This window comes from Leifsonia sp. 71-9 (genome assembly GCF_001898805.1).
Taxonomy (GTDB): domain Bacteria; phylum Actinomycetota; class Actinomycetes; order Actinomycetales; family Microbacteriaceae; genus Leifsonia.
This window is the reverse complement of sequence record NZ_MKVJ01000020.1, coordinates 27,204-39,570: the sequence shown is the minus strand read 5'-3', so window position 1 is coordinate 39,570 and position 12,367 is coordinate 27,204. Positions and strand designations below refer to the sequence as shown.

Here is a 12,367-nt window from a genome sequence, read left to right as displayed (position 1 = left end):
GCGGGGTCAGTGGGCGGTCGCCTGGAAGGACCGGATGCGCAGCAGCACTTCGGTGCGCAGCGTCTCGGGCGCGGTCTCCTTGCACGCCCGCTGCACCACCTCGGTCAGCACCACGTTGAGGTGCGCCTCGTTCGTGCAGCCGTCGCAGTTCGCGAGGTGCTCACGGATGTCCGCCGCATCCTCGCGGCAGAGCTCGTTGCGCAGGTATTCTTCGAGGTCCTTCTTGGCCTTGTCGCAGCCGCAGTCCGTCATTTCGTGCTCCTGGTGGTCTGCACGGCGGCGGGCTGGACAGCAGAGAGCCCGCGCTCGTGCGCGTAGTCGGTGAGGAGTTCCCGCAGCATCTTGCGACCGCGGTGCAGCCGGCTCATCACCGTGCCGATAGGGGTCTTCATGATGTCGGCGATCTCCTGGTAGGAGAATCCCTCCACATCGGCGAGGTAGACGGCCAGCCGGAAGTCCTCCGGGATGGCCTGCAGCGCGTCCTTGACGGCACTGTCGGGCAGGTGGTCGATCGCCTCGGCCTCGGCGGACCGGCTGGACGACGCGGAGATGGACTCCGCCCCTCCGAGCTGCCAGTCCTCGAGTTCGTCGATCGTCCCCTGATACGGCTCGCGCTGCTTCTTGCGGTAGGTGTTGATGAACGTGTTGGTGAGGATGCGGTACAGCCACGCCTTGAGGTTCGTGCCCTGCTGGAACTGCGCGAACGCGGCGTACGCCTTGACGTACGTCTCCTGGACCAGGTCCTGTGCGTCTGCCGGGTTCCTGGTCATGCGGAGGGCCGCTGCGTACAGCTGGTCCATGAACGGCAGGGCCTGCTCCTCGAAGAGGCGACCGCTGTCCTCGGTTTCGGTGCTCATCAGGGGCAAGTCTAGTTGTGCCGCCGCCGAAGCGCCCCGACGGCTGCGCGCCGCCCCGCCGGAGCGGGTCCCGAGGGCTGCGCGACGGGTCGTCGCCACGCGTGGAGCGTCGAGAACGGCGGTCCTGGATGCCACGGGATGTCCTTCCTTCAGACGGGAACACGGATACCCTTGACAACAATGCTGATCTCGAAATATTCCGCTCCCGACTTCGATCCGTACGGCGACGCCCGCACGGAGGAGCCGAACACGCTCTGGCCCGCTCCCGTCGCCTCCGGGCCGGTCTCGGCGTCCGTGTCCCTGCCGGGATCGAAGTCGCTGACCGCCCGCGAGCTCGTCCTCGCCGCCCTCGCCGACGGCCCGTCGCTGCTGCGTGCGCCGCTGCACTCCCGCGACACGGCCAACATGATCGAGGCGCTCCGCTCCCTCGGGGTGCGCATCGAGGAGAAGGGCGGCGACAGCGAGTTCGGCGCCGACCTGCTCGTGACGCCCGCCGAGGAGCTGCTCGGCAGCACCACGATCGAGTGCGGTCAGGCCGGTACGGTCATGCGCTTCGTGCCGCCGATCGCCGGGCTCGCGCTCGGCCCGACGTCGTTCGACGCGGACGACTCCGCCCGCGGCCGCCCGATGGGCGCGATCATCGCCGCCCTCCGCGCGCTCGGCGTCGATGTGAACGACGACGGCCGAGGCTCCCTCCCCTTCACGGTGCACGGCACCGGTTCCGTCTCCGGCGGTGCGATCAGCGTGGACGCGTCCAGCTCCAGCCAGTTCGTCAGCGCGCTGCTCCTCTCGGCCAGCCGGTTCGACGACGGGCTCGACCTGACCCACTCCGGCGAGCGCCTCCCCAGCCTCCCCCACATCGAGATGACCATCGCGGCGCTGGCCGCGCGCGGCGTCGAGGTGGAGTCCCCCGAGGTCGGCCGCTGGATCGTTCGCCCGGGCGCCATCGCGGCGCTCGACGTCGACATCGAGCCCGACCTCTCCAACGCTGCGCCGTTCCTGGCGGCGGCGGTCGTGACCGGCGGCTCGGTCACCATCACCGGGTGGCCCGAGACCACGACCCAGGTCGGAGCCGACCTCGCCGACCTGCTCCCTCTGTTCGGTGCGACCGTGACGCGGGACGGCGACCGTCTGACGGTCACCGGTCCCGAGCGCGTCCGCGCCGTCGACCTGGACCTCACGACCGGCGGCGAGCTCGCTCCGGCCCTCGTCGCGATCGCGGCGCTGGCCGACGGACCGAGCGAGATCACCGGCATCGGCCACATCCGCCACCACGAGACCGACCGGCTCGCTGCACTGGCCGCCGAGATCAACGGTCTCGGCGGTGCGGTCACGGAGCTCGAGGACGGTCTCCGGATCGAGCCGCGCCCGTTGCACGGCGGAGTGTGGCAGAGCTACGAGGACCACCGTATGGCGACCGCGGGCGCGATCGTCGGGCTCGTCGTCCCCGGCGTCGAGATCGAGAACGTCGCGACCACGGCGAAGACGCTGCCGCAGTTCACCCAGCTCTGGACGAGGATGCTCGCGGAAGGCACGACGCCGCAGTGACCGAGAACACGGGCGCCTGGTGGGCGGATGACGACGAGGACGACGAGTACGACGTCTACGACGAGTCGAACATCCGGTCGCGGCCGAACCCGAAGGGCAACCGGCCGCGCACCAAGACCCGGCCCGAGCACGCCGACGCCCGCATCGCGCGGGTGCTCGGCGTCGACCGCGGCCGCTACACCGTTCTGCTCGACGAGGACTCCGGCGACGAGCACCAGCTGACCGCCGCCCGCGCGAGCGAGCTGCGCCGGCAGCCGATCGTCACCGGCGATCGCGTCGCCGTCGTCGGCGACACCACCGGCGAGGAAGGGACGCTCGCGCGCATCGTCCGCATCGAGGAGCGCACCACCCTGCTGCGCCGCAGCGCCGACGACACCGACGAGGTGGAGCGCATCGTCGTCGCGAACGCGGACCAGATGCTCATCGTCGTCGCCGCCGCGAACCCGGAGCCCCGCACCCGGCTGGTCGACCGCTACCTGGTCGCCGCCTACGACGCCGGGATCGCGCCGATGCTCTGCGTCACGAAGATCGACCTGGCCGACCCCGGCCCCTTCCTCGAGAACTTCGCCGGGCTGGACCTGCCCGTCTTCACCAGCCGGGAGGACCGCATCCCGGTCGACGAGATCAAGGCCGCCCTCGTCGGTCACGACACCGTCGTCGTCGGACACTCGGGTGTCGGCAAGTCCACGCTCGTCAACGAGATCGTCCCCGGAGCCCGCCGGGCTACCGGGCACGTCAACGTCGTCACCGGGCGCGGGCGGCACACGTCGTCGTCGACGGTCTCCCTCCGCGTCGAGAACGGCGAGGGGCACGGCTGGGTGATCGACACCCCCGGCGTCCGCTCGTTCGGCCTCGGTCATGTGAACACCGACAGCATCCTGAAGTCGTTCACCGACCTTGCACTGCTGGCAGAAGACTGCCCGCGCGGCTGCACGCACCTGCCCGACGCTCCGGACTGCGCCATCATGGAGGCCGTCGAGTCCGGCGCCCTGGGCGAGGCAGGCAAGGCCAGGCTCGACTCGCTGCAGCGCCTCCTCACGACCTTCGCCCGCTGATCCTCCTCACGGCACACGCGACGCGTGCGCCAGAATGGAGGCATGACTGACGTGCGACTCGAAGCCGGCGACACGGCACCCGCGTTCACCCTGACCGACCAGGACGGCTCCCCCGTCTCGCTCGGCGACTACGCCGGGGAGAACGTGATCGTGTACTTCTACCCGGCGGCGATGACGCCGGGCTGCACCAAGGAGGCCTGCGACTTCCGCGACAACCTCAACTCGCTGAAGTCCAGCGGCTACCGGGTGATCGGGATCTCGAAGGACGCCCCGGCCCAGAACAAGAAGTTCCAGGAGCAGGAGGGGCTCAACTTCCCGCTCCTGTCCGACGAGGACCTCGCGGTGCACAACGCCTACGGTGCGTACGGCGAGAAGAAGCTCTACGGCAAGGTCGTGCAGGGCGTCATCCGCTCCACCTTCGTCGTGGACCCCGACGGCTCGGTGCGGCTGCCGCTCTACAACGTCAAGGCCACCGGGCACGTCGCCTCGCTCCGCAAGAAGCTCGGCCTCGACTGACGGTCGCCCGGTGCCCGCTGCCGGCTAGGCCGGGAGCCGCGGCACCGACGCCAGCAGCCGCTGCGTGTAGGGGTCGGCCGGAGAGCGCAGGACGTCCCGGGTCGGCCCCTGCTCCACGATGCGGCCGCCCTGCAGCACGACCGTCTCGGCGCAGAGGGAGGCGACGACGCTGAGGTCGTGCGAGACCATCACCACGGTCATCCCCTCATCCGCGGCCAGCCGTCCGAGCAGTTCGACGATCTGGATGCGCGTCGTCACGTCGAGAGCGCTGACGGGCTCGTCCGCGAGCAGCACCCGCGGGCGCGAGACGATGGCGCGGGCGATCGCGATGCGCTGGCGTTGGCCGCCGGAGAACTCGTGCGGGTAGCGGCCGGCTGCATCCGCGGGGAGCGCGACGGCCTCGAGCGCGGCCGCGACGCGGTCGCGGGCCTCGGCTCCGGAAGCGAGCCGGAGGGAGGCGAGCGGCTCGCCCACGATCCGCCCGACGCTCTGCCGCGGATCGAGAGATGAGTACGGGTCTTGGAAGACCGTCTGCACGCTGCGTCGGAACTCGCGCATGAGCGCGCGGTCGCGGCGGTCGAGCGGCGCGTCGTCGAACAGCACCTCGCCGCTCGTCGGGCTGGAAAGGCCGAGCAGCAGGGAGAGGATGGTGGTCTTGCCCGCGCCGGACTCGCCGACCAGTCCGACGCTGCGGCCGGCCTCGACGGTCAGCGAGACGCCCTCGAGGGCGGCACCGGTCGCACGCCGGTAGCGGAATCCGGCGTCACGGAGCTCCAGGATGGCGGTCACGGCACCTCCAGTGCGGCGTCGAGTTCACGGGCGCTGCGCACGAGTTCGATCGTGTACGGGTCCGTGGGGGCGTCGAGGAGGCGCTGGAGGGCGCCCTCCTCCACCACGCGTCCGCCGCGGAGGACGAGCGCACGGTCGGTCATGCGGGACACCACGGCGAGGTCGTGGCTGACGAACAGCAGCGACATCCCCCGGTCGGCGATGAGCGTGTCGAGCAGGGAGAGCACCTCGGCCTGCACGGTCACGTCCAGGGCGGTCGTCGGCTCGTCGGCGATCAGCAGCTGCGGGCGGCAGGCGAGCGCGGCGGCGATGGCGACCCGCTGGCGCTGGCCTCCCGAGATCTCGTGCGGGTACGCCCGCGCGATGCGCTCGGGGTCCGGCAGGCGGACCTCGTCGAGCGCCTCCCGGACGGCGCTGCGCAGCGCGGCCCCGCGCAGGCCGAGGTGGCGCCTCAGCGGTTCCGCGACCTGTTGGCCGAGCCGCATGAGCGGGTCGAGCGCGGTGAGCGGCTCCTGGAAGACGAACGACACGGTCCGGCCGCGCAGCGGGACGAGGTCGCGCTCCTTGGCCCCGACGACCTGCACGCCGTCGAGCTCGACGCTGCCGGCCGCCGTCAGCCCGTCGGGCAGCAGCCCGGCCACGGCGAACGAGGTCAGGGACTTGCCGGACCCGGACTCGCCGATCAGGCTCACCCGCTCCCCCGCGCCGATCGAGAACGACACGTCGCGCACGAGCGGTGACCCGTCGCGCGCGGCGACGGAGAGGTTTCGCACGTCGAGGATCATCGCGATCGCCTCCTGGTCGGGTCTGCGACGTCGCGCAGCCCGTCGGCCACGAGGTTCACGCCGATCACGAGGATCACGAGGGCGATGCCGGGCGCGATGGCGCCGACGGGCGCGACGGCCACCGTCCCCTGGGCCTCCTGCAGGAGGCGGCCCCAGGAGGCGTTCGGCGGCGGGGCGCCGAGTCCCAGGTACGAGAGGCTCGCCTCCGCGAGCACCGCGATCCCGAACTGCAGCGCCAGGTTGACGAGCAGGGTCGGCCAGATGTTGGGGAGGATGTGGCGCGCGACGATTCCCGGCCAGCTCGTGCCAGAGGTGCGAGCGGCCGTGACGTACTGCTGCGACAGCACGCGCTTCGACAGCACCCGCGTGAGACGCGCGATCACGGCGGACATCGCCAAGCCGATCGCGAGGATCGCCGTGCCGAGGGACGCACCCTGGGCCGCGACGATCAGCATCGCCAGCAGCAGGGTCGGGAAGGCGATCAGGATGTCGAGGACCGCGGAGATGGTGTCGTCGAGCCACGTCGATGCGAACGCCGCCAGCAGGCCGATCGTGATGCCGACCACGGCCCCGATCAGCACGGCTCCGAGGCCGACCGCCAGCGCGATCCTGGCGCCCACCATCAGTTGCGACAGGAGGTCGCGGCCGAGCTTGTCGGTGCCGAGCCAGTGCGCCGCGCCCGGTGGTTCGAGGCGGCTGCCGGCCGTATCGCTGGGCGCGTACGGGAGCCAGAAGAACGACACGAGCGCCACGATCACGACCAGGCCGACGAGCGTCAGCCCGATCCCGAGGGTGACGGAGCGGCGGCCGCGGCGACGCACGCCCGGCTGCGGAGCGGCGCCCTGCGCCGCGGCCTGATCGACGACCGCGCTCATCGGTTGCCCGAGATGCTCTGCCGCAGGCGCGGATCGACGAGGCGCTGCACGACGTCGGCGGCGAAGCCGATGATCAGCACGGCGAAGGTCGAGACGAAGAGGATGCCCTGGATGCTCTGGAAGTCGTGCTGCTCGATCGCCCGCAGCAGCATGCTCCCGAGCCCGGGGAGGGTGAAGACGCTCTCGACGACCACCGCGCCGAGGAAGGTCGTGGCCAGCTCGATGCCGAGGATGGAGATGACCGGCACGGCGCCGTTGCGCAGACCGTGACGCCACATCGCCGCACCGAAACCCGAGCCGAGCGCGCGGGCGTTGCGCAGGTAGTCGCTCCCGATCACGTCGAGCGTCGCGCTCCGGACGTACCGGGCGATGGAGGCGCTCATCACGATCGCGATGGTGATGATCGGCAGCGCGAGCGACTGCAGCGCCGCCGCCGGATCGGCCCAGTCGTCGCGCGGGAACCCGCCGGAGGGGAACCAGCGCAGGTTGATCGAGAAGACTCTGACCAGCAGGATGCCGACCCAGAAGACCGGCACGGCGATCCCGAGCTGCGAGAACGCGGACAGCGCGATGCCGTACCAGCGGTCGGCCTTCCACGCGGCGATGAAGCCGATCGGGAGCGCCAGCACGAGCGCGACCACGAAGGAGATCAGCGTCAGCGGGACCGTCACGGCGAGACGCGAGACGATCTCCGGCCCGACCGGGAGCGAGGTGATGAACGACTCGCCCAGGTCGAGGGAGAGGAGGCTGCCGAACCAGGAGAAGAACTGCTCGACGAGCGGCCGGTTGCTGCCGACCTGCTCCTGGGCCGCCGCGATCTGCTGCGGAGTCGCGTTGACCGAGAGCAGCGCGTTGGCCGGGTCGCCCGGCAGGACCCGCAGAAGGAAGAACAGGGCGACCATGGCGAGCAGCAACGACACCACGAGGAACGCGGTGCGACGCAACAGATAAGGAGCCATGGTCTTTTCAGCGTAGATGCCCGGGGAGTCCGTCGCGGACTCCCCGGGCGATCGGTGGATAACTCGCGCGGGGCGCTACTTCTTGACGATGTCGTACGTGTAGAACGTCGAGTTCAGCCCGTTGACGGTGTAGCCGGAGAGGTCGCTCGACGCGACGACGATCTGCGGCGTGAGGTAGAGCCACACGCTCGCCGCGTCCTTCGCGATCTGCTCGTTGACCAGCTTCAGCTTCGCCGTCTGCTCCGCGGTCGTGGACGACTGCTCGGCCTCGTTCACCCACTGGGTGACCTGCGGGTTGTTGTAGCCCCAGTAGAAGTCCGGGTTGCCGTACCAGACCACGTCGCGGTCGTTCACGTGCTCCTGGAGCGTCGCCTCGAAGTTCTTCTCCTTGAAGACCTTCGAGTACCACTCGTCGGCGGAGATGGTGTTGATGTTCACCGTGATGCCGACCTTCGCCAGCTCGCTCTTCACGAACTCGGCGACCGCGGGGTGCGGGTCGTAGCTCGGGGTGTCGAGCGTGAAGGTGAAGCCGTCCGGGTAGCCGGCCTCGGCCAGCTCCTTCTTGGCGAGCGAGACGTCGTACGGGTTGACCTTGGTGAGGTCCTCGTACCAGGGGTCGCTCGGCGGGACCATCGAGCCGATCAGCGTGCCGTAGTCGCCCCAGATGGAGTTCAGCAGCTTCTTGGTGTCGATCGCGGAGTAGACGGCCTTGCGGACCTCGGCCTTGTCGAACGGCGCTACGCGGTCGTTGAAGGCCAGGAGCTCCTTGACCGTCGACTTGCCGTCGTTGATCGTGTAGTCCTTGTTGCCCTTGAGCTGCGCCAGGGAGTCCGGGCTCTGGATGTTGGTGACGATGTCGACCTGGTTGGTCAGCAGCGCGTTCGAGAGCGCGGAGGCGTCGGTGAAGTAGTCGAAGACGACCTCCTTGTTCTTCGCCTTGGCGCCCCAGTAGCCGCTCCAGCGCTCGATGCTGAGCGAGCTGCCGCGCTTCCACGTACCGAGCGTGTACGGTCCGGTGCCGTCCTCCGCGGTCTTGTAGTCCTTGACGCCCGGGCCGTAGATCCAGACGTAGCTGAGGTTGTACGGCAGCGAGATCGACCGGCTCTTCAGCGTGATGACGACCGTGTGCGCGTCCGGGGTCTCGATGCCCGAGATCACCGCGAGCTGCGACTTGCGCGCCGACTGGGAGTCGTCGGCGGTCACGCGCTCGATGCTGCGCTTGACGTCCGCGCTGGTGAATGCGGAGCCGCCGTGGAACTTCACGCCCTCGCGGAGGGTGAACGTGTAGGTGAGGCCGTCTTCGCTGGTCGTGTACTTGGTGGCGAGGAGGGGCTCGACCTTGCCGTCGTCGGTGAGCTTGAACAGGCCCTCGTAGACGTTGCCGTTGAACGCCTCGGTCACACCGCTGCCGCTGCCGGCCGTGTTGTCGAGGTGCACCGGCTCGTTCTGCGAGCCGACGGCGATCGTCGCATCCGTACCGGACGCGGACGACGAGGACGAGGCGCCCGAGCACCCGGCGAGGGCCAGCGCCGTGGCGAGGCCGATCGCGAGGGTCGCGAGCAGGGGGGTCTTTCTCAACGGAGTTCTCCTGTGCTGTGGGGAGGGGTGGGGGTTGTCGGTGCCGGATGCGCTCAGTGCGCGCCGCCCGCGCGGAGCACGACACGCTTCTCACCCGCGGGGACGGGCACGGAGAAGCGGTTGTTCCGCGGCGGCAGCGGACAGTTGTACTGGTCCGAGAAGCCGCAGGGAGGCACGAATGCGCGGTTGAAGTCGAGGACGACGCGGTCGCCGTCGCGCTGCACGAAGAGGAACCGGCCGGACGCGTACGTCCCGCTCTCCCCCTCGGCGCCGTTCGTGGCGTCGGCGAACACGAGCAGGAGGGTGCCGTCGTCGTCGAAGGCGCTCAGCGTGTAGTCCGCGCCGTCGCGGCTGAAGGTGATGTCACCGGGGACGACGAGCTCGCGGGTCAGGCCGTTGTCGCGCAGGTGCTCGAACGGCACGGTGCGGTCGGCCGCGACCGGGTGGAACTCCGCCTCAACGACCCAGGACGGGTCGAACGGGAAGGCGTCGATGGTCTCGAAGGCGCGGATCGCGGGCGACGCCGCGTCCCACAGGCGGATGCCGCGCTCCGGCTCGCCCGTCTCGAGGTTGCGGCGGCTGAGCTCGGTGGCCGTGACGGTCTCGGGCTGCCCGGCGAGCGCTTCCTCCGCGGTGGTGGTGTCGCCCACGGCCAGCCAGCGCGTCTCGATGAGCGCGAGGTTGCCGGTCGGGCCGACGACCGAGGAGAGCCGTGTCTGGCGCCAGGCGTCGTAACCGGCGCGGGCGGCGTCGACGGAGGCCGGCGAGGCGGTGGAGGGTGCGGGGGTCTGCTGCGGGGCGGAGAGATCAGTCACGATGTCGGGCATAACGCACTCAGTCTGCGTCTTGTTCCCGCCGAATGCTCATTCGTGTTGCTCCGTGTTGCGCACAGTGGCGCGGACGACCGACGGCGTGAGCGCGAGGACGCCCGCGACGATCGCGGGGATGAGCAGCGCCCAGCCGAGGTCGGGGCGCGCGACGAGGCCCTGGAAGCAGCCGACGGCGACGGCGATCTGCAGGATCTGGATGGTCACCGTCGAGGCCCGCGCCCATGCCCGCTTGCGCAGGATGCCGACCGCCGTGACGATGACCCAGACCGCCGCCAGGGCGGTCAGCACGAAGATCGCGATCGCGGTCGTCAGGTACTCCGGCGTCAGCGTGAGCAGATCGATCAGGAGCCAGACGGCGAGTCCGGTGACCAGCGCAGCCTCCAGGAACAGGATCACCGCGAGCGCCAGGAGCGCCGGCGGACGCGTGGCCGAACCGGGCACTATACCACCCCACCATTTCTGTCTTGTGTTCTCAGCGTTATCCCATACAAAACTATTGATTCGAGTTAAGCGCTATGGGAGCATATTGGAGGTCGAGTTAGTGCTCACAGGGTGGTGGGCAGGTCTTTTTCCCAACGGATCTGAAGAACCCTGTAACCCGACTGCTTATCTGCATTCTAGGCCATTCAGGCCAGGAAACATTCAGCAAACAAGGAGCATATCTTCATGGATTGGCGCGACAAAGCCGCCTGCCTGACCGCGGACCCCGAGCTTTTCTTCCCCGTCGGAAACACGGGTCCCGCCGTCGACCAGATCGACAAGGCGAAGGCGGTCTGCGCGCGCTGCACCGTCACCGAGATCTGCCTGCAGTACGCACTCGAGACCGGCCAGGACTCGGGCGTCTGGGGTGGTCTCTCCGAGGACGAGCGCCGCGCTCTCAAGCGCCGCGCCGCTCGGGCACGCCGCGCGTCCTAGCGCCGCGCCCCACCGACTCACCACCACGCACCACAGCACCGCCGAGGCGGCGCTCCGCAGCCAGCTGGACGGACACCTAGCACCCCGCACAGCACCGACTCCGCGGAGCGCCCCTCGGCTTTTCTCGTCGAGGGGCGGTTCCCGGGTCAGATCGTGGTGAGGTAGCGCAGCGGGACCTCGATGGTGACCTCGGTCCCCTGCCCCATCAGCGTGTGCCAGTCGATCGCGCCGCCCAGCTCGCCCTGGATGAGCGTGCGGACGATCTGCGTCCCCAGGCCCGACCCGACCTTGCCCTCCGGCAGGCCGGAGCCGTTGTCGACGACCTTCACGGTCAGCGACTCCGCCGACCGGTTGGCGATGATCTCCACCTGTCCCTCGCGTCCGGCGAGCCCGTGCTCGACTGCGTTCGTGACCAGCTCGGTCAGCGCGAGGGCGAGCGGCGTCGCGTACTCGCTCGGGAGGGTTCCGAAGGACCCCGTCTTCTTCGGGTGCACCGTCGTCGTGTGACTGGCGGCGACCTCGGCGACGAGCAGCAGCACGCGATCGAACACGTCGTCGAAGTCCACGATCTGAGCGAGGCCGGTCGAGAGCGTGTCGTGGACGACGGCGATCGCGGCGACGCGGCGCATGGCCTGGCTGAGCGCTTCGCGGGCCTCCTCCGAGTGCGTCCGGCGGGCCTGGATACGCAGGAGGGACGCCACGGTCTGCAGGTTGTTCTTCACGCGATGATGGATCTCGCGGATCGTCGCGTCCTTGGTGATCAGCTCGCGCTCCTGGTGACGCTGCTCGGAGACGTCGCGGCAGAGGACGATGGCCCCGACCCGCTCCCCGCGGTTGCGGATCGGGATGGCGCGGAGCGAGACCGTGACCCCGCGGGCCTCGATGTCGGTGCGCCACGGGGCGCGGCCGGTGACGACCAGCGGCAGCGACTCGTCGACCGTGAGCGTCCCCGCGACGAGACCCGTCGTGACCGTTGCCAGCGACTGACCCTCCAGCTCCCCCGTGAAGCCCATGCGGTTGAAGGCGCTCAGCGCGTTGGGGCTCGCGAACGTCGTCGTGCCGTCGACGTCGAGCCGGATGAGGCCGTCCGCCGCGCGGGGAGCCCCACGTCGTGGTGCCGCGGGGGCCCCGAGGTCCGGGAAGTCGCCCGTCGCGATCATGCTGAACAGGTCGTTGGCGCACTCGTTGAACGTCAGCTCCTGGCGGCTCGGAGTTCGTGCCTCGCTCAGGTTGGTGTGCCGGGTGATGACGGCGATCGGCTCGTCCGCGGTGTTCGGCGAGTGGACCGTGAGGCGGCGGATCACCGGAACGGCGCGGACGCGCGTCGGAGTCTCCTCGTACCAGTCGGGAGCGGAGGTGTCGATGATCTCCTTCGTGCGGAAGGCGTCCGTCACCTGCTGCTTCCACTCGGGCTTGATGCGCTGGCCGACGAAGTCGCGGTAGAAGAGGGTCGCCGCGCTGGAGGGGCGGGCGTGCGCGACCGCGACGAAGTCGTCGTCCGTCGTCGGCACCCAGAGGACGATGTCGGCGAACGCCAGATCGGCGAGCAGCTGCCAGTCTCCGACCAGTCCGTGGAGCCATTCCACGTCGGCCTCGGACGAACGGCCTTGGGCATGGATGAGATCACTGAGCGTCGACACCCCCCTAGTGTAGGCGGACC

At 69.8% G+C, this 12,367-nt stretch carries 14 protein-coding genes; 4 read left to right on the top strand and 10 right to left on the bottom strand.

Annotated features, from left to right (window positions below):
• Window positions 1-6 precede the first annotated feature (6 nt).
• Entirely contained in the window at window positions 7-252 is a 246-nt protein-coding gene (locus tag BGO91_RS15095) for a zf-HC2 domain-containing protein (protein WP_021759686.1), read from the bottom strand.
• Complete coding sequence (locus BGO91_RS15090) at window positions 249-857, bottom strand: sigma-70 family RNA polymerase sigma factor (RefSeq protein WP_021759688.1); 609 nt, start codon at window positions 855-857, stop codon at window positions 249-251. Before BGO91_RS15090 ends, BGO91_RS15095 begins: the two co-directional genes overlap by 4 nt.
• A 180-nt stretch (window positions 858-1,037) precedes the next feature.
• Between BGO91_RS15090 and aroA the strand changes: the two genes are divergently transcribed.
• Genes aroA through bcp form a run of 3 tightly spaced genes read left to right on the top strand, consistent with a single transcriptional unit; the run spans window position 1,038 to window position 3,976 of the window.
• The gene (gene aroA, locus BGO91_RS15085) at window positions 1,038-2,405 is read left to right on the top strand and encodes a 3-phosphoshikimate 1-carboxyvinyltransferase (protein ID WP_290473550.1); all 1,368 of its coding nucleotides are present in this window, start codon (window positions 1,038-1,040) and stop codon (window positions 2,403-2,405) included.
• Window positions 2,402-3,460 (top strand): ribosome small subunit-dependent GTPase A, encoded by a 1,059-nt coding sequence (gene rsgA / locus BGO91_RS15080; RefSeq protein ID WP_179699757.1) that lies wholly within the window; start codon window positions 2,402-2,404, stop codon window positions 3,458-3,460. Before aroA ends, rsgA begins: the two co-directional genes overlap by 4 nt.
• A 42-nt stretch (window positions 3,461-3,502) precedes the next feature.
• The gene (gene bcp / locus BGO91_RS15075; RefSeq protein ID WP_021759695.1) at window positions 3,503-3,976 is read left to right on the top strand and encodes a thioredoxin-dependent thiol peroxidase; all 474 of its coding nucleotides are present in this window, start codon (window positions 3,503-3,505) and stop codon (window positions 3,974-3,976) included.
• 24 nt (window positions 3,977-4,000) lie between these two features.
• Here bcp and BGO91_RS15070 read toward each other — a convergent pair whose 3' ends face one another.
• From BGO91_RS15070 to BGO91_RS15040, 7 genes are all read right to left on the bottom strand, one after another.
• Entirely contained in the window at window positions 4,001-4,765 is a 765-nt protein-coding gene (locus tag BGO91_RS15070) for an ATP-binding cassette domain-containing protein (protein WP_290473549.1), read from the bottom strand.
• Window positions 4,762-5,550: an ABC transporter ATP-binding protein gene (locus BGO91_RS15065; RefSeq protein WP_290473548.1), complete on the bottom strand. Its 789-nt coding sequence runs from the start codon at window positions 5,548-5,550 to the stop codon at window positions 4,762-4,764. Before BGO91_RS15065 ends, BGO91_RS15070 begins: the two co-directional genes overlap by 4 nt.
• Window positions 5,547-6,425 (bottom strand): ABC transporter permease, encoded by an 879-nt coding sequence (locus BGO91_RS15060; RefSeq protein ID WP_290473547.1) that lies wholly within the window; start codon window positions 6,423-6,425, stop codon window positions 5,547-5,549. The genes BGO91_RS15065 and BGO91_RS15060 overlap by 4 nt, the downstream gene beginning before the upstream one ends.
• Window positions 6,422-7,384, bottom strand: a complete 963-nt coding sequence (locus BGO91_RS15055; protein WP_290473546.1) for an ABC transporter permease — start codon at window positions 7,382-7,384, stop codon at window positions 6,422-6,424. The genes BGO91_RS15060 and BGO91_RS15055 overlap by 4 nt, the downstream gene beginning before the upstream one ends.
• Before the next feature lie 75 nt (window positions 7,385-7,459).
• Complete coding sequence (locus BGO91_RS15050) at window positions 7,460-8,962, bottom strand: ABC transporter substrate-binding protein (RefSeq protein ID WP_290473545.1); 1,503 nt, start codon at window positions 8,960-8,962, stop codon at window positions 7,460-7,462.
• Window positions 8,963-9,015: 53 nt separating this feature from the next.
• Complete coding sequence (locus tag BGO91_RS15045; protein ID WP_290473544.1) at window positions 9,016-9,789, bottom strand: DUF1684 domain-containing protein; 774 nt, start codon at window positions 9,787-9,789, stop codon at window positions 9,016-9,018.
• Window positions 9,790-9,825: 36 nt separating this feature from the next.
• Window positions 9,826-10,233 carry a hypothetical protein gene (locus BGO91_RS15040; RefSeq protein WP_290473543.1) on the bottom strand — a complete coding sequence of 136 codons (408 nt, stop codon included), beginning with the start codon at window positions 10,231-10,233 and terminating at the stop codon, window positions 9,826-9,828.
• Between the two features lie 225 nt (window positions 10,234-10,458).
• On the opposite strand from BGO91_RS15040, the gene BGO91_RS15035 reads away from it, so the two are divergent.
• Window positions 10,459-10,707, top strand: coding sequence for a WhiB family transcriptional regulator (locus BGO91_RS15035; RefSeq protein ID WP_018190103.1), 249 nt, complete (start codon window positions 10,459-10,461; stop codon window positions 10,705-10,707).
• Window positions 10,708-10,853: 146 nt separating this feature from the next.
• Here BGO91_RS15035 and BGO91_RS15030 read toward each other — a convergent pair whose 3' ends face one another.
• Complete coding sequence (locus BGO91_RS15030) at window positions 10,854-12,347, bottom strand: sensor histidine kinase (RefSeq protein ID WP_290473542.1); 1,494 nt, start codon at window positions 12,345-12,347, stop codon at window positions 10,854-10,856.
• Between the last annotated feature and the right edge of the window lie 20 nt (window positions 12,348-12,367).